The organism is Loigolactobacillus rennini DSM 20253 (genome assembly GCF_001436505.1).
Lineage (GTDB): Bacteria > Bacillota > Bacilli > Lactobacillales > Lactobacillaceae > Loigolactobacillus > Loigolactobacillus rennini.
The window spans coordinates 1-25,005 of sequence record NZ_AYYI01000087.1 but is presented as its reverse complement, the minus strand read 5'-3'; the positions used below and the strand labels follow the sequence as shown (position 1 = coordinate 25,005).

The following is a 25,005-nucleotide window of genomic DNA, read 5'->3' as shown; positions in this document are numbered from 1 at the left end:
AATAAATTCAGGCGACACCAACAGGTTGTGGTGCCGCCTTTTTTATTTTAGTTGCCTAGTGTAGGTGTGCAGTGGCGGATTAAAAAAACAGATTTTCTGGTTGGGGGAACTGCATTGTCTCACCGTTTTTTGTGCTACACTAAGGAAAATAGATTCGTGGTGATAAAATGCGCTGGAAACGTTATTGGCAGTGGGGATTGCTGCTGTTAGGGTTGGTGGTCGTTGTGGCAACCAGGTACAACGCGCCGCTTTATCAGCAACCGTTGATACAAGTCACCGCCACCCAAACGTTACATCAGACAACAACTCAAGATGAATTCCACAATCGTGACCGGCAAAGTACGCAGCAGGTGTCCGGCCGCTTGTTAAACGGTTCCCGGCGGGGCCAAACTGTGCAGGCACGCAACACTTACACCGCTTCGAGCGCGCTTGATCAGCGTTACCGCAAAGGCCAACAAGTGTTTGTCAGCTTAACCAATCACGGCGTGCAGTTAAAAGATTTGAAGCGGGACACAGTGGTGCTAGGACTGCTTTATTTAGTGGTGGCCGTTGTGCTGTTATTATTACGTTGGCCAGGTCTATTGGCATTAGTCAGCGTGGTGGCTAATTTTGCGTTGTTTTTTTGTGCGATTGAACTGGATTTAATGTGGCACAGCACGGGGTTCCTCACTTTATTCGGCGTTTTAGCGCTGCTATTTACTGGGATAACGCTCCGGTTAGTGTTAGGCCGCACCCGGCAAATGCTGGTGGTCTTTTTGGCAACGGTGAGCGGTACTGGCTTAGCCATGGGGTTAAGCGCGCTAACATTAGCGCTGACCCAGCACCAAGGCTTGTATTTTGAGTCTGTAGCGTACGTAACACAAGTTGCCCCGCAACCGTTATTTTTAGCTGCAACCTTGTTAGGTTCTTTAGGGGCCGTGATGGATCAAGCCACCGATATTGTGGCAGCGCTGTTCACCTTGAAAACAGATCAGCCGACTATCAGTGCCGCAGCCTTATTTCAAGCTGGCCGCCAGGTGGGCCGCACCATTATGGGACCGCTGATTAACGTGTTGTTGCTAATTTTTGTGGCGGAAGCTTTTCCGTTAGCCGTTTTGTTACTGCGCAATGGCAACAGTTGGGGGTACACCTTTGACATGACCATGTCGCTGGGGTTAGCCCAAAGTTTAATCAGCGGGATCGGCATTGTGTTAACAGTGCCACTCACCAGCTTTTTTGCCAGCCGGTTATTCGTCCGCCAACCAAAGCATTAAGCGCGCTTGAAGCGGCGCTTAATGCGTGCTGATGTGGCAGTTGTGGTGATTTGTTGTTAAGGCCAAGGAGGCGGTTAGCTGTGAACACGTTGTTAGTCTTAAGTGGTTTATTGTTATTCGTGATGGTGCTAGTGGGTGGCCGGCAAGGCGCCGCTGCATTTTTAAGTTTGTGGTTAAATTTTGGCTGCCTATTTTTGGCCATTTTATTGGTGGCGTTGCAGTTTTCACCGTTACTAGTTGCCTTAGTGCTAGGCATTTTGATGCTAGCGCTGATCATTTTTGTGGGCCAAGATGATTTGTTAGTCACTCAAACAGCATTTTTTGCGGCGGTCTTGGTGTTAGTGGTCCTGTTGGTGCTGATGGTACCAGTGGAATACTGGGCTGCCGTTCAAGGCTTTGGTTTAGAAGATAGTGACACGCTGGAAGGCTTGTCGTTGTTAGTGGGAATTGATTTTGTGAAAGTATCAATTGCAACCGCCGTGCTCAGCACACTAGGTGCGATTGCGGAAGCAGCGATGGCAGTTGCAGCTGGTCTGAGTGCCTTATTGCGCCAGCACCCGGCGATTAGCACGCGCCGCTTATTCCACGCGGGGCTTACCACTGGACAGCGGATTATCGGCACCACGTTCAACACGTTATTTTTTGGCTTTTTCGGTGGTTTTTTAGGACTGTTTATTTGGTTTGTTAATTTGCAGTACACCTTAGGCGAACTGCTCAACAATAAAGTGCTGATCGCTGAGGTTTTGCTGGTTTTGTTCGCACTGTTAGGAGTCGTTTTAACGGTGCCGCTAACCGCGCTGGTGATGGCAAAACGTGTCGGATATCAACGAAAAAAGGCGGCGTAAGCCCTTTTCTTGTTGGTTCAAAATTGTGGTCGGGATAACGTCCAGTGAGTTGGGACTTGGTTAGGCAATGTGATAATATGGGCACAAAGCGTGATGTGAAGGCAGGCGATAGCATGGAACAAGTTCAGGTGCTCAGCGGTGTGATTGCCATTGGGCTACTACTATTATTTGGTGTGAGTTACTTCCGCGAGCGACGACAATTGCGCAATGGGGTGTGGCTCAACGGTTTTTTCATCGCAGGCGGTATTTGGTTGCTAACCAGTGCTTGGGGCAGCGGTAATCCTTGGCTATTAGTGCCGGTTTTATTGGTGGATGGTTTGTTAGTGTTGGCGTTATTGCTAGGTATTTACGGCGTGATTATTTTCTTGCTGTACAACGCGCACCAAGTTTGGCGGCGCGAAGCCCACTCGCTGACCAATTTGCTCGGATTGCTGCTGGCCATTGGCTTAAGCGGCTTGGTGGTCTGGCAGGCGTTAATTTTTGGCGATGTGCTGCCGCCGCCATTGATGCTGTTGTTTAGCTTTGTTCCCGTTTTAGTGGGCTACGCTTTTTTAAATTTTTGGAATTATTTGACCATTTCGTTAGTTTACCAATTGCATCGGCCGCGCTACCGACAACAAGCCATCGTGGTGTTAGGCGCAGGTTTACTCAATGGTACGGAAATTTCCGGGCTTTTAGCCAGCCGGATCAAACGGGGCGTGACCTTTTACCAGAAACAAATTGAAAAAGGGCGCCCAGCACCACTTTTAGTGTTTAGTGGCGGTCAAGGTCCAGATGAAAAACTGCCGGAAGCCCTAGCGATGCAGCGCTACGCCGTTGAACAGTTGCAGGTGCCGGAAAAGGATACTGCGGTGGAACTGCAGTCCACCAATACCCGGCAAAACATGGCGTTTTCGGCGCGCTTGATTCAGCAGCGCTTTGGGCCGCGTTACCGGGCGATTTTCGTCTCCAATGGTTACCACATTTTTCGTGCAGGCCTATTGGCGCGGCAAGTCGGCTTTAACGCCCAAGGCATCGGTGCGCACACAGCGGGCTACTTTTTACCCAATGCGTTTTTGCGGGAATTTGCTGCGATCATGGTGCTGCACAAACGCCTGCACTTACGGGTAGCTGCGGTGGTCGTTAGTTTGGCGATTATTCAATGTTTATTGGCTTTAGCTTAGAGGAGGTCGTGTTTTGACTACGCAAAAACGGTATTATCAGCCGCAAAACAGTAAGGATGCCATGCGGCAGATTGAAAAGTTATTTAACCAATATAAAAACGCGCCGTTAACCGACGCGTTATTGCAGTATCATCAAAAATTAGTCACTTATTTGCAAACTAGTGTGGTGCAAGCGGCAAAAAAAGAAGGTCAGCCACAACGCGCCCAGACTGCGCAGACTATGGCTGCCGGGATGACGGAATGGCTGCGCATTAGAGCGCTAGGCAAACCGTTTACTGGTGAAATGCGCCACTTTAAAATCATGAACGCAAAACAGCACCGGCGGGTGAAAAACCGGCGGGTCAAAGGCCACCGGCGCCAACCGACCATGCGCAAAATCATGCGTTAACGTTTACCGTGCAAGGCGGGGGAGTCTGGTTAACCAGGCGTTTCACTGGCCTTTAGCAGTCCGCTGCTTTTTACGCTGTAGCGCGCGGCGCACCGTTTTAACATCGCTGATCGACGGAGAAAAACCAGCACGAATGTAAACTAGCAACAAATCCCGGGCTTTTTCGTACAATTCCTTATTAGCAAAAGGCACGTCCATAATGGTCAAGTGATCTAAATCGGTACGCAGCACAACCGTGTGTTGCAATTCCAATTTAAGGATATCGGCTAAAATTTGTTCTGGCGAACGTTCCGTTGCAGCTGCCAATGCCTTTAAAAAATAAATCGGCCACTGGTTTAAGGACTTGCGGCACATTTTTTTTAAAACCGCGAGCTCAAGGTGCCCACGCCGCGCGACATCGCTTAGTGAAATGTGATTTTCAAGTAAGTAAGCCTGTAAAACTGGATTCATTAAGCGATCCCTCCTTTAAACGTTGAATTGTCCGGCGTTTTAGCAACTAAAATTGGCACTAAGTTGCCAGTCGAATTTAGTTGACGCCGGACACACCCATTTTAAAATGTAACTGCTTACATTATGCCAAAATTAACGGGTGTTGGCAACTATTTGAGGTTGATTTAGTAAATTATTAAGTTTTCAGTGGCCAAAAGTGGTGCCACTTTAAGCACGGTGACAATCCCATCAGTACGCGTTATCAAATGATAATATTGCCGTGCATTTTCTTTAACATTTCTTAAACCATTATTGAGAAAAATTCACACTTTCTTCACATTTATTCGGTATGATGTAATCATAGTCAATGAGGAGCCCACCTTATTGATTTCCCAAACAACCTAACAACCCTAACATGTTTTAAGTGTGAGCTTGAAACTAACATTTTTTCATTTTACTCCTCCAAAGTAAAAGAAAAGCAGCCTTAAGATTTTGGGTTAAGACTGCACCCTTACTCCTTTTTAGCCCGTAGCACGTACGGTTATGCTACGGGTTTTTGTTTACCCAAAATCAGTGTTCCACATGAAACTTATTGGTGTTTAAATGGGATAGCAACGGGGTACTTAATCATGTTGGTAGGGGGCGATTCTGGTGGCCTTTTTTGCTGGGACATGCTATAATGATGATAGAAAAAAGGAAGCTTTGTTGGACCAAAGCTCCCCCTTGTAGAGCCGTATAAGACGGTGTATGACTATTGGTTAAATAACCGCTAGCTCTCCAAAGTCTAGGCGGTTATTTTTTCGCTGATTTTATTGCACATATAGCAGCAATCCCCTGCGTGACGCCACGCAGGGGATTTTTTATGCTTCTTTCAAGAAAACTAGTTTATTTGTAGTTGAAAGCGCCGCGTGATAGCGATAACCGCGGGAAGCAAAGTGTTTAATACCAGTGGGGGATTGGATTTGGTTTTCCGCCAAATAGCGCACCATGTCACCGCGAGCCATTTTAGCAAGTGTGGCGCGGGTGACCACTTTTTCACGTTGCCAGTGGCCAAAAATGATGGTAATCATCTGGTTAGGTGTGGCTAAATAGGGAGTGATCGCTTTGGCGTATTCTTGGGAAGCAAGGTTGATGATGGGTTTTGCCGGTTGTGCCAGCGCTTGGTAAAGGCGGTCGCCCCAAAATTGGTATAAATTACGGTGGCCCGCCACGGCCAGTTTAGCCTGCATTTCTAGCCGGTAGGGTTCGATGCCGTCAAAAGGGCGCAAAATTCCATAAAGTCCGGACAAAATCCGCAAGTGTGCTTGTAAATAATCCAGCGCTGGCTGGGTGAGTACGTCAGGAGCCATGTATTGATACTGGATGCCGGAAAAGGCAAACAGTGCCGCTGTCTGCGGGAAATGACTGTGAAGTAAGCGATAATTTTCCCGAGCCAATTTGGCGCTGCAGTGCCAGAGCTTTTGAACCTGCGCCAAGCTGAGTTGTTTGAGTTGACGCAGTAAAGTTTGTGCCGCGGCAGCGTAAACTGGCTGGCTTTTCACCGGAAACGAGTCGGTGTCCACCACGATTTTTTTGGCTGGGGAGATAATAACTTGCATAATATTCCTTCCTATTATATGGCTGTTGGGTTCAGTATACCAAAACCTTGTCAGCCTTGCAGGTGCGGCAGCAGGCCCTTTTTTCCGTGGATCGCTTTCTTTGCGGTAAAATTGCAATCGCTTTTTTCAACCCATATAATGAATGTAATGTTAAAAAAAGGCGGGACAACGATGGCGTACATTGAAGTGCAACATGAAACAAAACGGTACCAAATGGGGGAAACGCCGATTTTGGCCAACCACGATGTCAGTTTTACAGCGGAAAAAGGGGAGCTGACCATCATTTTAGGGCCTAGCGGCGCAGGCAAGTCCACGGTGTTGAACATGTTAGGCGGTATGGATACGCCTACCGCAGGTCAAATTTTAATTGACGGCGTGGACATTGCCCAGTTTAGTGCTAAGCAGTTGACGGCGTACCGGCGCACGGATGTGGGGTTTGTGTTTCAATTTTACAATTTGGTGCCTAATTTAACCGCGTTGGAAAACGTGGAATTGGCAACAGCAGTGGCACCGGCTGCACTGGATCCGGCTACTGTGTTGCGCGATGTTGGTTTAGGGGCACGTTTGGCTAATTTTCCGGCACAGCTTTCCGGCGGGGAACAGCAGCGGGTGGCGATTGCGCGGGCGCTGGCCAAAAATCCCAAGCTACTGCTGGCAGACGAGCCTACCGGTGCCTTAGATTACAAAACGGGTAAACAGGTGTTGCAATTATTACAGGATGTTTGTCGGAAACAAGGCAAAACGGTGCTGATTATCACGCATAACGCCGCATTAGCCCCGATGGCGGACCGGGTGATTCAGCTTAACGACGCACGTGTTCGCGACGTCAAATTGAATCACCACCCCCAGCCAGTTGCTGAGATTGCGTGGTGAGCGCCATGACGCAAAAACAATTACGTAAAGCCATGTGGCGCGCGGTGAAACAGGCAAAAGGACGCTTTGTGGCGATTGTCTTAATTATTTTGCTCGGGGTGTTGTTGTTTGTCGGTTTAAAGGCCGTCAGCCCGGATTTGTACAGCAGTGCGGAACAGTACATTCAGCAACAACGGCTCAGTGATTTGCGGGTGGTGTCCACCAGTGGCTTCACCCAAAAAGACGTTGAGCAGGTCAAAAAGGTGCCTGGCGCACAAGTACAGCCGGAACGCTCAACTTACATTTTAGATAGCAAACGCCGAGATGTGGCGCAGCTTTTTGCCTATCAATCTGGCGCGAAGCAAAATCAACTGAAACTAAAAAGTGGCCGTTTACCCCGGCACCAGCATGAAATCGTACTGGATCAGCTAGCTAAGCAAAAAGGCTACCGGTTAGGCGATACTTACCGAGTACATACCAGCGCGCTGACCACTCAGCGTTATCGGGTAGTGGGCTTTGTGACGTCACCACTGTTTGTGGACAATGAAGAGCGGGGCAGCGCCAACATCGGCTCCGGGACGGTGGCTTACTTTGCCTATTTACCGGCGGCTAATTTTAAGCAAAATGTCTATACGGGCTTAGCGGTCCGTTTTCCTAAATTGCAGCACCATAGCAGCTTTAGCGCCGCTTATAAAAAGCAAGCGCGCCAAAAAACTGCCCAGGTGAAAAGAGTGCTGGCAAAACGAGCACCTGCGCGCCAGCGGGAATTAAAGCAGCAAGCCCGCGCTAAATTACAGCCGCAACAGGCTAAATTAGCGCAACAACAAGCACAGCTGGCCGCAATTGGCGGTGGCACGCCCGCCTTACAGGCACAATTACGCGCTGCTCAGCAAAAATTAACCCAAGCGCAGCAACAAATTCGCCAGCTACCCCAACCGGAATATACCTATACCAAACGCGCTGGCAATCCCGGTTTTCAAGGCTATGCTGATATGACCAAACGGATCGCCGCCATCGCCAACGTCTTTCCCTTATTTTTCTTCTTGATTGCCGGTTTGGTCACTTTTACCACCATGACGCGAATGGTGGAAGAAGATCGCAGTCAAATCGGGACGTTAAAAGCGTTAGGCTACACTAAAGGTGAAATCGCCCGGCCGTATTTAGATTACGGGTTGGCAGCTGCGTTACTGGGAATTGGCTTGGGCGTGTTGATCGGCGTGAACACATTGCCACGCATCGTCTTTACCGCCATGGACCAGTACGTTTACACGGCGGTGGTGCTCTGTTATCCGTTGGCGGCGATTGCCCAGGCAGCAGGCTTCAGCTTATTCGCAACTTTAGGAGCTGCTTTGTTTGTCCTCCTAAAAGAATTGCGGGAAAAACCAGCGGCGTTGATGCTGCCAAAAGCGCCGAAAGCCGGCAAACGCATTTTGTTAGAACGGTTAACTTGGTTGTGGCGCCGGCTGTCCTTTAACCAAAAGGTCAGTTACCGCAACCTGTTTCGCTTTAAAGCGCGGATGTGGATGGCAATTATCGGCATTGCCGGTGGGACTGGATTGCTGCTAACCGGTTTTGGTATCCGTGATTCTATCAGCCAATCAGGTGTCAACCAGTTTCAGCACGTGCTGCACTACCAAGCCGTGGTGCGGTTGGCGCCGCAGGCCACTCACGCGCGGCAGACACTGGCGCAAAACCCGCGCTACCAAAAGTCGCTAGGGGTGTACAACGACGTGGTCAGCGTCGGTACGGCGCACAATAAAGTCAGCCAAGTCAATTTAAACGCCACCCAGCAGCCCCGCGCCTTTAAACGCTACGTACATTTAAGCGCACCGTTGCCCCGCTCTGGCGTGGTACTCAGCCAAAAATTAGCGCGCTTGCTCAAAGTCAAACCAGGCGACACCGTGACGTTGACTAATTCTGACCAAAAACGTGCACAAGTAAAAATCAGTGGTGTGACGACTAATTATGCCGGCCACTTTGTCTATTTACGCAAAAACGTCCTCAACCAGGCTTTTAACGGACGTTATCAAACTAATACCCGGTTGGTCAAAACCAAACCGCAAACTCAGGCACAAGAAACGGCCTACGCGAAAAAATTACTCGCTAGCAACCAAATTTTGCATACCGAATATTTATCGAAACAAAAACACACGATCGACCAACAGGCGGCAAAGTTGGACCCAATTTTGTGGATTTTCATTTTACTGTCAGGCTTACTGACTTTTGTGGTGCTGTATAACTTAACTAACATTAACATTTCTGAACGGGTCCGCGAATTGGCAACCATTAAAGTCTTAGGCTTTTTCGACAACGAAGTTACCGACTACATCGTTCGGGAAAATCTGGTGCTGACGCTATTTGGCATCATTGCCGGCTACGGCTTAGGTAACTTGTTAACCGCGTTTATCTTGCACCAAGCTGCCACCAGTACCGTTATTTTCCCGCTGACCATCCACTGGCCAGGCTATCTGATCGCGGCACTACTCACCATTATGTTCACGATCATTGTGATGGTAGCCACCCACTACCGCCTCAAACGCATCGACATGATAACGGCCCTAGCGGCAAAAGAATAGGAGAGTGCTGGCTGAAGCGGGAGCTTTTGAGCATTAGCATAGTATCGCGGTAATTCACGGAGTGGGTTACCGCGATGCGTCGCTAAGCACAGAAAGCTGCTTCAGCCAGCACGTTTACATGGGCGGTGCTGTAGCACTGCCAAAGTAGCGCTTAGCTTCTGAGTACTAGCCTAGGCGGCCAAGTTATTTGCGTAGCAAATGTTTTGGCTGACGTAGCTAGACGTAGCTAGACGGAAGAAGCTGCCTTTCAGGCCACGTTTATACAGGCGATGGTGCGTAAAATTAAAAAGTTGCGCATTAGCCTAAGGTAGGTGATTATTCGCAAAGCGAATGATTACCTACCTGTAGCTACTATTCCATAATTAAGGATGATTTTCGTTCCGAAAATCTTTTATGTTCCAGACGTTGACCATTCAACTACGGCGCAAACCACCTAGTTGAAACATGGCAAGCGGAGACAATTGCCTGTGCCAGCACGTTTATACAGGCGATGGTGCGTAAAATTAAAAAGTTGCACATTAACCTAGTATCGCGGTAATTCACGGAGTGAGTTACCGCGATGCGTCGCTAAGCGGAGAAAGTTACCACAGTACTTAACTTATTTAATAAGTTGTGAAGTGTGACTATTTGTGTGTAGTTGTGTATTAGATTAATAAAAGAAGACTCAGACTAAATAAAAATGCTATTTAAATGTATACTAAGCATGTTTTGTTACATAAAGTTAACAATTATTTGATTAATGTTGTTTGGCATGTACCGTTATGATATAGTTTTGCAAGTGGTACATACTTTTTATCTTAAATATAATCGCTAATGGAGGCTTTTATGCAAGGAAAAGTAAGATGGCTAATTGTCATTGTACTATTAATATGCGTCATCATTGGCGGTGGTACAACAGCTGCGATTTTTCAAAAAAGTAGCTTAGCTCATGTTTACTGGAAAAATTTAAACAGACAACAAACGACTAAAGTTCGGCAAGCATCAATGACAAAGGGACTAGCAACAGTTGATACAGCAAAACTAACAACGTATCTAAAGAAGACAGGCTTTGTTGGTAATCTTGCGGTTATGAATGCTGGTCGATTAGTTTATCAACAAACATATGATAAAGATTCACAAAAAATAAAAAGAACAAAGCAGACTAAATATCAAATTGGCACTTTACAGAATGTAGTAATTGCAGCAGCAACAATGAAACTAGTTCAAGCTGGTAGGTTAAAGCTGTCGACCCCTGTTAATCAATATTACTTATTAAATGATGCTACAGATGAGTTAACTGTGGGTAGTTTATTAACAATGACTTCTGGCTTAGCTAATGCAACAAAGCCAATGCATAAGCTATCTAACAATGTTATTAATTGGAATTTAGTCAATACTACGGTGGGGGCTCCCGGTAATTATAATTTTCAAACTGTGAATTATGTATTATTGGCTGGTATTATTGCACAAGTATCTGGTACTTCTTACCAAGAATACATTAGGAACTCGATTTTGCAACCAGCGGGGCTTAAACATACGGGATTTGTAAAAAGTGCGGCAGTACAGAAAAAATTAGCACCACCATTTATTATTAATAATGCTAATGGACAGGTCACTCCTGTTGATCAAGCAGCATTATTTCAAGCAATGAATGGGCAATTAGGCACAAAACAGTTTTACACTACAGCTGGAGATTTAGCATACCTGATTCGTTATTTAACTAATGATGAATTTTTACCAGAAAAATACCGACAGAAGTGTATATTTACTAGCCAGAGGACAAATTATACTGGGCGCTTAGTGTTAGAAAATCGGCAAATCACTGGGCAAGCTACTATGATAGGGTACCAAAGTGCACTAGCTTTTACTAAATCAGGAAATACTGGCATAGTTTTGCTAAGTAATTATCAAAAGCATGATGATCTACTGGTTACAGCTAAGAAGTTATTAAAGATAATTAAGAAATCTCACTAGGCAGATTATTACTAATTTGATTTTCACACCAGCAACTAAAGATGTGTTTTATTGCTGTAGTTATCTATCAAATTTTTTAAATTGTAAGAATGTGGAAGGGGCTGCTTTAATGACTGAAACTGATCAAGAAGTGGTTATTAGTGTTGCTGACATATTAACGGCGTTACGGAAACATCTAAATTTAATTATTGGAATGACTTTGATTGCAACAATGTTTGCATTTATTGTCACGTTTTTTGTGATGACCCCCAAATATGAATCATCTTCAGAAATATTAATTGATCACAGAGTAGGAGAACCCCAAGATATACAGACAATAAATACTTATAAAGAATTAATCACAAGTTCCACTGTACTACGTAAAGTAGTGAAAACTATGAATGGTTCACAGACTATTAGTAAATTGAAATCAGAAATTTCTGTTAGTAATCAACAAGGCTCACAAATCTTGACGATTAAAGTTCGGACAAATAATCCCAACCGAGCAGCTCAAACTGCTAATGTTACTGCTGCAGTTTTTCGCCAGCGTATTAAAAAAATTACGCATATAGATAATATTTCTGTAGTTTCAAAAGCAGCAGCGAGACATACTCCGGTATCGCCCCAGGTTTCCCGTAATCTATTATTTGGTGCCGGTTTTGGCTTAGTTCTAGGGATTATTTCAGCTTTTATGGTTAGTTTTTTTGATAAGACTGTCCGTAGTGAAAAATTTTTACGAGAAATCAAACTAACTTGTTTAGGTACAATTCCTGAGATTCCAAATAAGTTACAAACTACGCATAAATTGTCATCACGTCGACGGAGGTTAGACTAATATGGTATTATTTAGAAGTAAACAGAAAGCTAATTCACGTCGTACTCAGCAGCAAGTTGGGTTAATTACCGTTAATCAACCAACTTCGCAGTTGACGGAGCGTTTTCGTACGCTACGTGCCAATATTCAATTTGCATCAGCAAATCAACCATTGAAAACACTAGTCTTTACTTCTGCAAAACCAGCTGCAGGAAAATCAACGATCAGTGCTAATATTGCAGTTACTTGGGCAGATCAGGGTGAGAAAGTACTGCTGATTGATGCTAATTTGCGCCAAGCTAATATTCATCGAATGTTTAATATTGCAAATGATAGCGGGCTGACAACAATTTTAACTGCCCAAAAAGCGAATTTAAATGACTATATTCAAAAAACTAGCGTTGATAATCTATATGTGTTGCCTAGTGGCCCATTGCCGATTAATCCATCAGAATTATTGGGCTCTACAAGATTGAATCAGTTATTGCAAGTTCTTGAAAGAAAATTCGATATGATTATTTTTGATACGACCTCTGTCAAATTGATCGCCGATGCACGTATCTTGGCGAGTAAAGCAGATGGTGTTATTCTGGTGGTATCTCAGAACTATGCTTCAAAAGAGGCTGTCATTCAAGCGCGAAATGCTTTAAACCGTGCACACGCTAAATTGTTGGGTGCAGTTATGAATCGAGTTAGTGTCGAAGAAGCGGGAAATTAATTGTTTTTCAAAAATTAAGGGTGTAGAATTCATTTAATTCAAGTTTTGATAGGAGAATAATTAATGGTGATCGATAAGACAGGGGGACAAGGTGTCATGACTAAAACGCGCACTTATAATAGTACAGTTTTAGATCAGGCTGCCATTGAAAAGCGCTATTTTTATCGCGGTGGTAAGCGGGTGTTTGATATAATTGCAAGTGCCGCTGCGTTAGTGTTGTTAAGTCCTTTATTTTTAATCGTTGCACTGTTGATTAAATTTGATGATCCTCGCGGTCCAGTATTCTATTCACAAATCCGTCTTGGAAAACATTTAAAGCCATTTAAAATGTATAAGTTTCGTTCAATGATAGTAGATGCAGATAAAAAATTAGATCAATTATTGAAATATAATGATGTTGATGGTGCAATGTTTAAAATGAAAGATGATCCACGAATTACCAGAATTGGTAAGTTTATTAGAAAATATAGTATTGATGAATTACCTCAACTTTTAAATGTGTTACAGGGACATATGTCATTAGTCGGACCACGACCGCCACTGCAACGCGAAATTAAACGATATACTGCATATGATAAACAACGGTTATATGTTAAGCCCGGCTGTACAGGGCTGTGGCAGGTGACTGGCCGCAGTAATGTTGGCTTTAAAGATATGGTTGAATTGGATTTAAAATATATCCGTAAACGTGGTTTCTGGTTTGATCTAAAAGTGATATTTTTAACCATTAAAGTAATGATTCATCCAAATAGTGCGTATTAAGGGGTAAGTCAAGTGGAAAAACATGTATTCATTTTGGGTTCGAAAGGTATTCCCGCGAAATATGGTGGCTATGAAACATTTGTGGAATACTTAACTAAAAGACAACAAACGTCCACAATTAAATACCATGTAGCTTGTAAAGTTAACGATATCAAGGCTGCTAAACAAAAGCATTTTACGCACAATAATGCGGATTGTTTTAATGTTTTTGTGCCTAATATTGGTCCAGCTCAAGCCATTTACTATGATTTAAAAGCTTTAAACCAAGCAATCCATTATGCTCGATATTATCGCTTAAGTAAGCCTATTTTTTATATTCTGGCTTGTCGGATCGGACCGTTTATGTGGGATATTGTTCGTCGAGTACATGCTATTGGCGGTGTTGTTTATGTGAATCCGGATGGTCATGAGTGGTTACGAGCTAAATGGAGTAAGCCAGTTCGGCGGTATTGGAAGCATTCAGAACAATTGATGGTAAAGCATGCTGATTTGTTAATTTGTGATAGTAAGAACATTGAAAGTTATATCCAGACAACATACGCTAAGTATCAGCCTAAAACTAAGTTTATTGCTTATGGTGCAGACATCAAGTCTTCGCCGCTGGCAGATGATGCGCCTAAATTAGTTCACTGGTTTAAGCAATTTAATATCAAACCATGCAATTATTATTTAATTGTCGGTCGCTTTGTTCCAGAAAATAATTATGCAACTATGATCCAAGAATTTATGGACTCAGATTCTCCTAGGGACTTAGTTATCATCACTAATGTTGAGCAAAATAAATTTTATGAAGCATTAAAAGCCAAGACTCATTTTGACCAAGATAAACGAATCAAATTTGTAGGAACAGTTTATGATGCCGATTTATTAAAAAAAATTCGTGAACAAGCATTTGCTTATTTTCATGGTCACGCGGTAGGTGGCACTAATCCTTCGCTGTTGGAGGCATTAGCCAATACTCAATTAAATTTACTGTATGATGTTGGGTTTAATCGAGAAGTAGCAGAAGATAGTGCTCTTTATTGGACTAAGCAACCAGGAAACTTAGCACAGCTAATTACTCGAGCAGATCAGTTATCAACAGAAAAGATTACGGAATTGAATCAAAAATCTACGCAGCGAATATTAATGGCTTATAGTTGGCAGCGCATTGTTGCAGAATATGAGAAAGTATTTATAGGTTAGAAAAATGACAAGTAATATCAGAAGATTACAATTAATTGATACCGATATTTTAAAAAAAGTTGTGGCAGTATTAGAGCAGCATCAATTGAATTATTACATGATTGGTGGCACTTTATTAGGGGCAATTCGGCATAAGGGTTTTATTCCTTGGGATGATGATATGGATATTGCCATGCCACGTAAAGATTATGAGCTATTTTTAAATCAATTTGCACAAGAATTACCTGATAATTTTAAAGTAGTTAACTTTAAAACGGATAAAAATTATAAATACTACATAACAAGAATTGAAAATATGGATTATAAGGTGCGTGAGATCCGTAATCAAAACTTTTATGAATCCTTCGCACATGTTTCAATTGATATATTTCCGATTGATGGGACACCAGATAACAAATTCCTGCGTAAGATGTATTATTTTCGAGTGTTATTTTATCGTGCGTTAGTTTCGCTGGTTCAAAAAAATAATATCGACCGTGCACGTAAGCGTGGGTTATTAGAAAAATTAATTATTTTTATTGGAACGCATTTGCCATTGCAAAAGTTTTTTAATGCAAATAAATTACAGTACAAAATCGATAAATTGTTGCGCCAACAACGTCCAGGCAGTCAATTTGCAGGTACAATAATGGGAGCTTATCGTGTCAAAGAAATTGTACCCCGTTATTATTTTGGCCAAGGGAAGTATTATGAATTTGAAGGCTATCGCTTTAAGGGCCCGTCAGAATACGATGCATATTTAAAACATATGTATGGGGACTACATGAAGCTACCTTCAAAGGAACAGCGCGAACGAAAACGGCATTTTGAAATCATATCATAATTTATGAGGAGGATTAAGCGATTGAATGCTTCACATAAAAAAATTATGTCCACTTTGAAATCGTATGTTCGTGCAGGAAAATTACCGCTTATGCTGGTTTTATTTCCTTTTTCATTAGGTAAAGATAGAATCGGCTTAGAGCTTTTTCGTGAAAGAATTAACTTAAGTATTCAAAGAACACTGACTAGAAGATACTATGGCAAGAAAATTTCATATGATTATAATTCTAGGCAATATAAAAACGTTCCGGATAATCAAGTAATTTGGTTTATGTGGTTACAAGGAATTAAACAAGCACCTAAGCTTTGTCAAGCAAACTTTAATTACCTAAAGCGTAATTTTTCTAGCCAAGTTAAACTTATTACTGCTAAAAATTTGTTTGATTATGTTAGTCTACCAAATTTTATTATAGATAAATGGCAAAAGGGTTTCATCTCTAACACCCATTTTTCTGATATTATTCGTATTCAATTATTGTGTACCTATGGTGGCACTTGGATTGATTCAACGGTTATTGCAAAAAAGGAATTTGTTCTTAATTTACCTGAATTTTCGATACCACAAACTTATGGTCCTGGAAAAAATGGTCATTCAATTCCGGTTTCTAATTGGTTCATTCATGCAAAAAAAGGAAACCCGTTTCTAATGCGAGTACGGGAATTACTTTTCTATTATTGGCAAGGGAATAATCATGCACTCGATTATTTTATATTTCACCATTTTTTAGTAATTGCCTCTAGAGAAATGTCAGGTTATTTGAATCGTGTTGCTCCTTTAGATAATACTTTGCCGCATTTTTTGATGTTGAAAATGCGGCAAACTGAAATAAGCATTCAAGAATTGAAATGTTATCTAGAAAAATTTCAACTAATGAAATTTACCAACAAGTTAGAAAATGATACAGAACGTAAGAATTATCAAAAATTAGTGAAATTACTGGAAGAAATGAGATAGAGCGCTGGGGAGGAAACTATGATTTTTGACTTTTCTGGGCTGCCAGCAAGTGGAAAAAGCTATTTTACAGAAAAACTTTGTTTAGTGTGTGTTAAAAATCATCAAAAAACATATCTAGATTTTATTAAATGGGATCGTACAACGTTTTGGGGCCGCACATGGCACACATTAATGTATCGCTTATTGCGTTTAACACCGAATTATAGAAAAAATAAATGTAAACTAAAACCATTAATAAAAACCAGGGCGATATATAATTCCGCACATAATTTACGCTTTTTTACTGATCGAATTACTTTTTTACAATTTAATTATCAGTTAGCTTCTTTATTTAAAATAAATTTGTTAGTCAATGAAGGTATTTCCCAGATTTTAGTTGTTCTGGCAGTTGAATTTAATTTAGATAAAACAGAATTTATCATGATTACTCGCTTTTTTTTAACGCAGGATTTTATACAATTAGTTTTTTACAATTATTCTGTTGATGAAACGATGTTATCGTTTGTTAATCGTAAACGCCACGCGACGAAGATCGATGAGCTTAATGGTAATGGGTTAAGGCTTTTTTTAATTTCCTTTGATAAGTATTTACATATTCTATCTGATTCGCTGAATTCGATTCGACTTGAACGAACGGATTCTTTTGAGTGTAACTATCACAGATTGATGAAATAAAATGAGGTTATTTTATGATATGTTTTGTAATACTGCATTATATGGCTGTTGAAGAAACAATAAAAACAGTGGACTGCGTTCTAAAATTAGAAGGGTCAAAGCAGGTTATTGTTGTTGATAATGCTTCGCCAAATAATACGATTGAGGAATTAACTGTTAGATATAAAAATAATCCGGTCGTGACGTTACTTTCCAGTAAAAGCAATGTCGGTTTTGCGAAGGGAAATAATATCGGGTACCACTATGCAAAACAAAAATTTGATCCTGATTTTATTGTTGTAATGAATAGCGATATTACAATTTTGCAAAATAATTTTATTAGTTTGGTAAAGAAGAGCTATCAGCAGACTAATTTTGATATTATGGGGCCAGATATTATAACCTGTGCCGGTCAGCTGCATCAAAATCCGTTAAAAAAGTCAGTGCCAACTTTAGCAAGTTTAAAAAAGGCACGCCGTGTGTTACTATTAAAAAATTGTTTGCGCCCAGTCTATTGGATCAAATGGAAATTGATTTCACGTCATCCAGCAAAGAAAGGGATCATAGCCAATTCGACTAAAACTAATAAAATGGCTTTTGATGTGCCACTCCATGGTTCTTTTTATGTTTTTTCGAAACGTTATCTTAAGGAAAACGCAGATTGTTTTTATGCTAAGACATTTATGTATATGGAAGCACAAATTCTTTACTATCTTGCGATGAAAAAAAATTATACAATGATCTATGATCCAAGTATTGAGGTGCTTCATGCTGATGATGCTTCTACTGATCTAACGTTTAAGGATCGCTACAAAAAGGCAGTTTTTTCAAACAAAGCGTTGTTGCAAGCAACAAATGCTTTTATTGAACTGATGAAAAAAGGTTAATATTTGTGGATCTACTAAGCTATTAAATTGAGGTTAATTATGATTAAGCATCTAGTTTCGATAATTATTCCAGCACATAATTCAGAAGAAACAATTAGTCGTGCGGTCAAGTCGTGTCTTACGCAAACTTATCAAAAAATTGAAGTTATTATTATTAACAATGGCACGACAGACCAAACTAAAACAAAAATTAAAAAATTCGCTGATCCCAGAATTAAGTATTTTGAAATTAAGCAAGCAAATAGAAGTTTGGCACGCAATTTGGGAATTAAAGAAAGTAGTGGCGAGTTTTTACAGTTCTTAGATGCTGATGATTATCTAGAATCAAGTGCCTTAGAAAATAGTATAGCATTTTTAAATGATTACCCAGATTATTTTGCTGTTGCTGGGTCTATCATGCGTATTAATGAATTTCTTAAAACTCAGCGAACAATTATTCCAAGCGGCTTTCCCAAACAATTGCTAGACCATAATTTATTTGTGATAAATGCTGTTTTGTTTAGGAACCATGGTGTTATTTTATTTGATGAAAATCTTTCATATTGTGAGGACTGGCTTTTTTGGGCTGATAATCTATTAAATAAAAAAATTCAGATTATTGATGAGGTTAAGGGCAGCGTTTGTGTAACCGGTAAAAATACTATGAGTAATACACTTTTGATGGACATTTATCGAGTCTATGTACGTGCACTGATACACCGTAACCATTTACTGAAAACAAGCACTTTTTTCTTAAAGGATTTGAAAGCCATATTAAGGTTTTTAGTTGAAATTAAGAAAATTGACTTACCAGTTGTTGAGAAGAAAAAGGTGCAATATACTGTAAAGCGAAACCTTTTCTGGGCTTATTTTTTTGCTAGTATTATCATTTATTTACCATTCATGGAAAAAATAATTTTGAAAAGAAGAGCACGCCGCCTGAAGCGTAGTGAGTATCGTTTAAATAACAGATAGTTTCTAAAAAATTAGATAGCTATGTAACTATTTACTATAAAAAGAAATTAAACTAACCTAGCAGCGTTTGGGTTAGACATTAACAGTAGGCTACATTGGATTAGTTTGGTTATTAAACTTAAAGATATAGAAATGGGACTCAATATTGGTAGGCTCTTTTTTAAATTTAATTATTTACGGATCTAATGGTGTGACCTTTTATTATTTTTCAAATTTTATGGATTAGTACCCAAGCAGTGTATGATTTGGATGAACCGAGGGGATTAGTTATGATATATATAGTTGTTGGGTTAGTTACTAGTGCTATTGCGTTAGTAGCTAATCAATTTATTGGAAAAACAGTTATAATTGATCAAGGTGATCGGCTGGTTAGAAGCTATTCAGCTAAACCAGTTCAAATACTGCTTTTTGCTTTTATTTCGGCTATCTATATTGTACTTGCAGGTATTCGTTATCAGGTTGGTACTGACTATACAACTTATCTTAAATTTCAAATTCCTAAAGCTCTGGGGCTCGTTCATCGAAGCGGTTATAATGTTGAATTTTTATATCAAAAATTGATTGAAATTGGTGGGTACTTTGGTTCGTATCAATTAATTTTTCTCCTCACACATATCTTAATTATTGTGTTTTGTTTTATGTATATCTGGACACGCTCGACTAATTACGCTTTGAGTTTATACATATTTATGTTTAGTACCTTCTTTAATTTTTCTCTGAATGGTATGCGTCAAGCAATTGCAACTACGATTTTTTTATTTGCAACGCAATACATTGTTCAAAGAGCGCCTTTAAAATATTTTTTCTGGATTTTTATAGCGATTCTTTTTCATAAAAGTGGCGTATTGTATTTATTATTTTATTTTTTGAGATTTGTTCGGTTAAAATATTTACGATTTTATTTCTTACCATTACTAGTTGCAGCACCAGTTGTTATCGTCAATTCAGATTGGATCAATTCTATTTTATATTGGCTTAGCTTAAAATTAGGCTTTTATAGTCGGTTTTTTGGCAGTACTTATGATGGCAATAATTTATTTAATAGTTTTAATTTGATCTGGATTATGGTTAATTTATTTTTACTATTTCTAATTATCTTTTTTAATCAGCGCTCATATTGGACACACACACCAAATGGCGACAATTTTGATAATTCTTTTAATCTTGATATCAATATCCAAGTCATTGCAACGTTATTTTCTCTATTGTCATTTGCGATTCCAGGATCATTTCGGGTTATTTATCTATTTATTCCAATTCAGATGACTCTAGTGCCTAATTTAGTAACTAAAATACGTGAACGTGAAATGCGTCTAGTTGTGACTTGCGGAATTTTGTTTATGTATGCATTGTTATTTTTTATTATTATTATTGTTTGGCATTATAATGTCACGTTACCTTATCAGACAATTTTTTCTCATTAATATTTAGAGGGCAGTTAACTTATATGATAGACTAATGTTTGTCTTAATTAGGAGGGAAAAGCTTGAAAAAAATTGGTATTGTCACATTACAAGGTAACTTTAATTATGGCAATCGATTGCAGAATTTTGCACTTGAACAAATTATGCTGTCATTAGATAATGATGTACATACTTTAATTCTTCCAGCAAAAAAAACTAAGAAGAAACGATCCTTGATGTATATTATGTCCAGAATAGCTTATCGATTTACAAAAAAGAGATGGCGTTATTTAAAAATGCTGCGTGCAAAAACACCAATTTTACTACCTTTCACTAATAAATATTTACATTCACGACCTTTTGATAAAGTGAATTTAGATACTTATGATGCATTTTTTGTAGGTTCAGATCAGGTATGGAATCCCGCTTATACTGGAAATGACCCACGCTATTTTTTGGATTTTGCCCCTGAGGAAAAACGTTTTGCCTACGCTGCTAGTTTTGGTGTTTCAACTATCCCAGAAAAATTTTCCCGTCAATACGGCCAATATTTAAATCAAATGCATAAAATTTCCGTTCGGGAAATGCAAGGAATAAAGATCGTTGAAACTTTAAGTAAAGCATCTGCAGTTGCGGTAGCAGATCCAACATTGTTATTGACACAGAAAAAATGGCATGAGCTTGCTGATACAGCAAAAATCGCGCTTCCTTCAAAATACATTTTAGTATATATGTTAAGTGAGCTATCTACGGATAATTTTCAAAAAATTAATGAGTATGCCAAGCATCAAGGTGCAAAAGTCGTTACGATTATGGGTGATAAATACGATCCGGATTATTGGATTCCGACGCCACTGGAGTTTATTGCCGCAATTCGTGGGGCTACTGCTGTTTTTACAGACTCTTTCCACTGTACTGTTTTTTCAATTCTTTTTGAAACGCCATTTATCACATTCAATCGTGCTAATGCGCAGATGATTTCCCGCATTGATACCTTGCTGTCGTATTTTAATTTTCAAAAGAATAAATTTTCAAAGACCACTGATATTAATGCCGTGTTTTCTGAAATGACTTTTGGTGGCGTAAAATCTGTTTTAGATGTAGAGAGAAATAAAGGATTGCATTTTATTGAAGAATGTCTAGCAAGTATTGATAAATAATTTTAGATGGTGTGATAATTGAATTCAGAGCTTTAGTAATGGTGTACTAACCTGTTTAGATGAAAAGAGGGATTACCGTGAAAAGAGTCATTACTTATGGAACATTTGATTTGTTGCATTGGGGACATGTTCGTTTACTACAAAGAGCAAAAGCTTTTGGGGATTATTTAATTGTTGCGATTTCTACTGATGAATTTAATGCGCAAAAACATAAAGAAGCTTATCATAGTTATGAGCATAGGAAATATATTTTGGAATCGATCCGTTATGTTGATAAGGTTATTCCAGAAGTATCTTGGGAACAAAAAATTAGTGATGTAAAAAAATATCATATTGATACGTTTGTGATGGGCGATGATTGGAAAGGTCAATTTGATTTTCTGAAAGATTACTGCCAAGTCATTTATTTACCCCGAACAAAAGGTATTTCAACGACTCAGATTAAGCACGACCTAAAGTAATGCCTCTTGGTTATTGGGACTTGTATATGAATAGATCAATGTGGCCATTTAATAAACAACAGATTTGAAGGTATAGATAATGGATAAAGTTAAACAACGAAAAGTTGGTGCTGCGCTTTCGTACATTAATATTATTGCTAAAAACTTAGTTAATTTTATGTACGTACCGTTTTTATTACATTTTGTCGGTCAAGCAGACTATGGGCTTTTCCAAATGACCAATTCAGTTATGACTAGTTTAACCTTACTTTCAATGGGATTTTCTAGCGCTTATGTTCGTTTTTATATGGTCTATAAAGTAAAAAAACAAAGTCAAGCAGGTATTAAAAAATTAAATGCACTTTATCTCCTTATCTTTTCGGTAATCAGTATTTTGGCTTTATTGGTTGGTGCGTTGCTAGTGCTAAACGTTAATGGCTTGTTTAGTCGAAGCTTAACGGCTAGTCAATTAAATTTAACTAGATCACTGATGGTTATCATGGTGCTAAATATTGCTTTAGCATTCATCTCTTCTGTCTTTGATGCCAACATTACAGTTAATCAACAATTTACCTTTCAGCAAACGCGGCAATTGATGCAGACTTTCTTAGTGCCTTTAATTGTTGTTCCTTTAATTTTATTTGGCGTTGGTGTTATTTCAATTGTGATTACGCAATTGATTGTGACGTTTAGTTTTTTACTGATTAATATTAATTATTGTTTGCGTAAATTGAATATGCGCTTTGATTTTCATCAACTACCAGTACACTTGTTAAAAGAACTAACCTTATTTTCGTTTTTTATCTTTTTGAATCAGGTTGTTGACCTAGTGAATAACAACATGCCTAACTTCATTTTAGGGATGTTTCAGGGGGCTAAAATGGTAGCAACTTTTGCCATTGCAGTACAAGTAAAAAACATGTTTTTTATGTTATCCACCTCACTTTCTAATGTGTTTATTCCCCGAGTGAATGAATTAGTTAGCTCTGGAAGTGAGAAGGGCGTCTTAACTGATTTAATGATTAAAGTTGGCCGAGTCCAAATGTCATTGTTATTATTTGTCATGGGTGGTTTTATTGTTGTGGGTCGTTATTTTATCAATATTTGGGCAGGCCCACAAAACCGTGAAGCCTACACACTGATTATTTTAATGACTTTGCCGGTAATTATTCCGCTCTCACAAAATGTAGGGATTGAAATTCAAAAAGCAATGAACAAGCATGTTTTTCGGTCAATTTTTTATGTTATTTTTGCCGTAATTAATATTGTGATTACGGTGCTCGGCTCAATTAACTTCGGTCTTATCGGTGCTGCAATGGGCTACGTGGTCAGTATTCTCTGTGCCAATGGTGTGGCAATGAATTGGTATTATCATGCAAAAATGGGTCTAGATATGAAACGCTATTGGCATCAGACACTAGGGGTGACAATACCATTTGTAATTTCAACGTCAATTTTGTTACTAGTTCAGCATTTTATTGTAGTTAATTCGTTGGTTCGCTTTTTGTTATTTGGAATAATTTACGTCGTTTTATACGCACTAATTTACTTAACCGCGGCAACGAATACTTATGAAAAAGAATTGGTCACTGGCATGATTAATCGATTTCGTTAAAAAGGAGACACGGAATTAATGGTAGAAACATTTAGTACAATGTACCATCAGTTAGTAGATAATCACTATGATTTTGGTACTGGGTCATGGGCAGTTGCTAATAATAAAATTCAAATGAAATTAGATCAGTATGGGGAATATCATCCTTATTTGGTTGACCCCAAAAAAAGTGAATTTTCTGAAAGTGAGTTAACAACATTAAAAGAAACTTGCTTATCTTTAAGTAGTAAAAATGAAGCTGATATTTCTAAAGAATTGTATGCTCAAATTCCTCATATTCACTATAATCAGCAGCTCGGCTATTATTCTGATCTTTATGTCGGGCATGTCACTGAAGGAGATTTTCGTGCTAATGGAAGCTCTGGTGGCTTTGGTACTTGGATTTTCAAGGAATTACTAGCTAACCATGAAATTGACGGCGTGTTACATATCAAGCCTTCAAATAAGCCGGATAAACTATTTGAATATGGTATTTCCCGAACTGTCGATGAAATTATCGCTGGTGCCAAAACGAAATATTATCCGGTGGAGTATTCTGAAGTTATTAAAACAGTTAAACAACAACCAGGTAAGTACGCGATCATCGGGTTGCCTAGTTATATTATGGAAATCAGATTATTAGCTGACCAAGATCCAATACTGAAAGAGCGGATTAAATATACGATTGGTTTAGTTTGTGGCCACCAAAAATCAACCAAGTTTGCTGAGTTTTTGGCTTGGCAATGTGGGATTCAGCCAGGAGATCTTAAGACAATTAATTTCCGTAAAAAACTACCGGATGCGCCAGCCAGCCAATATGCAATTGAAGTGACTGGGACCATTAATGGTGAAGAGAAAAGCATTGTTAAGCCAATGAAAGAACTTGTTGGCCGCGACTGGGGCGAGGCATTATTTAAGGTCAGAGCCTCTGATTTTACTGATGACGTAATGAATGAAACAGCTGACGTTACTTTAGGTGACGCGTGGTTGCCAGAATATACCAGTGATAGTAAAGGAAATAACGTTATTATCGTTCGTCATCCCGTGATTAAGGCAATTATTGAAGCGGGCATCAAGGATGGTAAAGTTAAAGTAGATAAAGTTGACGCCGCAACTATTTTCCGGTCACAAAGTTCGCACTATCGGCACACACGAGTTGAATTGGGGTATCGCTTATACAAACAAATTAAGGCTGGCCACTGGGTACCGCAGAAGCGGACACAACCTAGTAAGAATTTTCCCTGGCACCGTAGGAAGATTCAAGATGAACGAGAAGCAATTTGTTTGAAAGTACCGGAAATGTATCTCAAGGCAGTGGCAAAAAATGATTTAAATTATTTTTTACAGGAAATCAAGCCATTACGAAATGCTTATCAAAAGTTGTACCGAAATATTCATCGAGTGAAGCGAGTTACACAATTACTACATCTAAAAAAGTAACGACAGCTTGATTTTAATATAATGTTATATCGTTATTTGTTAGTTTCAACGATTAAATTAATGGCTTAAAATTCCTTGCATTCCAAGGAGAATGTAAAACCACCAGCATTAACGCGGTGGTTTTTTGGCTCTTCGTCAACTGTTGTTGGTGAATTAATTATAAAAGTTCTAATCACTTTGT

Annotated in this window: 23 protein-coding genes; 21 read left to right on the top strand and 2 right to left on the bottom strand. The window is 39.7% G+C overall.

Annotated features, from left to right (window positions below; genetic code table 11):
• Positions 1 to 167 precede the first annotated feature (167 nt).
• The 4 genes from FC24_RS09550 (at position 168) to FC24_RS09535 (ending at position 3,649) form a co-directional block, all read left to right on the top strand.
• Positions 168 to 1,253, top strand: coding sequence for a YibE/F family protein (locus tag FC24_RS09550; protein ID WP_057874646.1), 1,086 nt, complete (start codon positions 168 to 170; stop codon positions 1,251 to 1,253).
• 80 nt (positions 1,254 to 1,333) lie between these two features.
• Positions 1,334 to 2,098 carry a YibE/F family protein gene (locus tag FC24_RS09545; RefSeq protein ID WP_057874645.1) on the top strand — a complete coding sequence of 255 codons (765 nt, stop codon included), beginning with the start codon at positions 1,334 to 1,336 and terminating at the stop codon, positions 2,096 to 2,098.
• A gap of 113 nt (positions 2,099 to 2,211) precedes the next feature.
• On the top strand, positions 2,212 to 3,261 hold the full coding sequence (locus FC24_RS09540; protein ID WP_162257016.1) for a YdcF family protein: 1,050 nt from the start codon (positions 2,212 to 2,214) through the stop codon (positions 3,259 to 3,261).
• Positions 3,262 to 3,274: 13 nt separating this feature from the next.
• Complete coding sequence (locus tag FC24_RS09535) at positions 3,275 to 3,649, top strand: hypothetical protein (RefSeq protein ID WP_157059118.1); 375 nt, start codon at positions 3,275 to 3,277, stop codon at positions 3,647 to 3,649.
• Positions 3,650 to 3,691: 42 nt separating this feature from the next.
• Here FC24_RS09535 and FC24_RS09530 read toward each other — a convergent pair whose 3' ends face one another.
• Both FC24_RS09530 and yaaA read right to left on the bottom strand, forming a co-directional pair.
• Complete coding sequence (locus tag FC24_RS09530; protein ID WP_057874643.1) at positions 3,692 to 4,099, bottom strand: hypothetical protein; 408 nt, start codon at positions 4,097 to 4,099, stop codon at positions 3,692 to 3,694.
• 839 nt (positions 4,100 to 4,938) lie between these two features.
• Complete coding sequence (yaaA, locus tag FC24_RS09525; RefSeq protein WP_057874642.1) at positions 4,939 to 5,676, bottom strand: peroxide stress protein YaaA; 738 nt, start codon at positions 5,674 to 5,676, stop codon at positions 4,939 to 4,941.
• 171 nt (positions 5,677 to 5,847) lie between these two features.
• Between yaaA and FC24_RS09520 the strand changes: the two genes are divergently transcribed.
• The 17 genes from FC24_RS09520 (at position 5,848) to FC24_RS09440 (ending at position 24,824) form a co-directional block, all read left to right on the top strand.
• Positions 5,848 to 6,549 (top strand): ABC transporter ATP-binding protein, encoded by a 702-nt coding sequence (locus FC24_RS09520; RefSeq protein WP_057874641.1) that lies wholly within the window; start codon positions 5,848 to 5,850, stop codon positions 6,547 to 6,549.
• A gap of 5 nt (positions 6,550 to 6,554) precedes the next feature.
• Positions 6,555 to 9,104 (top strand): ABC transporter permease, encoded by a 2,550-nt coding sequence (locus FC24_RS09515; protein WP_057874640.1) that lies wholly within the window; start codon positions 6,555 to 6,557, stop codon positions 9,102 to 9,104.
• A gap of 825 nt (positions 9,105 to 9,929) precedes the next feature.
• Complete coding sequence (locus tag FC24_RS09510) at positions 9,930 to 11,057, top strand: serine hydrolase domain-containing protein (protein ID WP_057874639.1); 1,128 nt, start codon at positions 9,930 to 9,932, stop codon at positions 11,055 to 11,057.
• A 109-nt stretch (positions 11,058 to 11,166) separates the two neighbouring features.
• A complete protein-coding gene (locus FC24_RS09505) occupies positions 11,167 to 11,871 on the top strand; it encodes a YveK family protein (RefSeq protein WP_057874638.1) in 705 nt (234 codons plus the stop codon).
• Position 11,872: 1 nt separating this feature from the next.
• Positions 11,873 to 12,568, top strand: coding sequence for a CpsD/CapB family tyrosine-protein kinase (locus FC24_RS09500; protein WP_057874637.1), 696 nt, complete (start codon positions 11,873 to 11,875; stop codon positions 12,566 to 12,568).
• A 96-nt stretch (positions 12,569 to 12,664) separates the two neighbouring features.
• Complete coding sequence (locus tag FC24_RS09495) at positions 12,665 to 13,330, top strand: sugar transferase (RefSeq protein WP_235807393.1); 666 nt, start codon at positions 12,665 to 12,667, stop codon at positions 13,328 to 13,330.
• A 12-nt stretch (positions 13,331 to 13,342) separates the two neighbouring features.
• Positions 13,343 to 14,515: a beta 1-4 rhamnosyltransferase Cps2T gene (gene cps2T, locus FC24_RS09490; protein ID WP_057874635.1), complete on the top strand. Its 1,173-nt coding sequence runs from the start codon at positions 13,343 to 13,345 to the stop codon at positions 14,513 to 14,515.
• Between the two features lie 4 nt (positions 14,516 to 14,519).
• Positions 14,520 to 15,338, top strand: coding sequence for a LicD family protein (locus FC24_RS09485; RefSeq protein WP_057874634.1), 819 nt, complete (start codon positions 14,520 to 14,522; stop codon positions 15,336 to 15,338).
• A 21-nt stretch (positions 15,339 to 15,359) separates the two neighbouring features.
• Positions 15,360 to 16,292, top strand: a complete 933-nt coding sequence (locus FC24_RS09480) for a capsular polysaccharide synthesis protein (RefSeq protein WP_083485687.1) — start codon at positions 15,360 to 15,362, stop codon at positions 16,290 to 16,292.
• 18 nt (positions 16,293 to 16,310) lie between these two features.
• Complete coding sequence (locus tag FC24_RS09475; protein ID WP_057874632.1) at positions 16,311 to 16,967, top strand: hypothetical protein; 657 nt, start codon at positions 16,311 to 16,313, stop codon at positions 16,965 to 16,967.
• Positions 16,968 to 16,981: 14 nt separating this feature from the next.
• Positions 16,982 to 17,833 carry a glycosyltransferase family 2 protein gene (locus FC24_RS09470; protein WP_083485686.1) on the top strand — a complete coding sequence of 284 codons (852 nt, stop codon included), beginning with the start codon at positions 16,982 to 16,984 and terminating at the stop codon, positions 17,831 to 17,833.
• A 39-nt stretch (positions 17,834 to 17,872) separates the two neighbouring features.
• Entirely contained in the window at positions 17,873 to 18,787 is a 915-nt protein-coding gene (locus tag FC24_RS09465) for a glycosyltransferase family 2 protein (protein WP_057874630.1), read from the top strand.
• Positions 18,788 to 19,056: 269 nt separating this feature from the next.
• Entirely contained in the window at positions 19,057 to 20,211 is a 1,155-nt protein-coding gene (locus FC24_RS09460; protein ID WP_057874629.1) for an EpsG family protein, read from the top strand.
• Between the two features lie 62 nt (positions 20,212 to 20,273).
• Entirely contained in the window at positions 20,274 to 21,350 is a 1,077-nt protein-coding gene (locus tag FC24_RS09455) for a polysaccharide pyruvyl transferase family protein (protein ID WP_057874628.1), read from the top strand.
• Between the two features lie 77 nt (positions 21,351 to 21,427).
• A complete protein-coding gene (tagD, locus tag FC24_RS09450) occupies positions 21,428 to 21,811 on the top strand; it encodes a glycerol-3-phosphate cytidylyltransferase (protein ID WP_057874627.1) in 384 nt (127 codons plus the stop codon).
• A gap of 79 nt (positions 21,812 to 21,890) precedes the next feature.
• The gene (locus FC24_RS09445; protein ID WP_057874626.1) at positions 21,891 to 23,405 is read left to right on the top strand and encodes a lipopolysaccharide biosynthesis protein; all 1,515 of its coding nucleotides are present in this window, start codon (positions 21,891 to 21,893) and stop codon (positions 23,403 to 23,405) included.
• 18 nt (positions 23,406 to 23,423) lie between these two features.
• The gene (locus FC24_RS09440; protein ID WP_057874625.1) at positions 23,424 to 24,824 is read left to right on the top strand and encodes a Coenzyme F420 hydrogenase/dehydrogenase, beta subunit C-terminal domain; all 1,401 of its coding nucleotides are present in this window, start codon (positions 23,424 to 23,426) and stop codon (positions 24,822 to 24,824) included.
• The last annotated feature ends 181 nt before the right edge of the window (positions 24,825 to 25,005 follow it).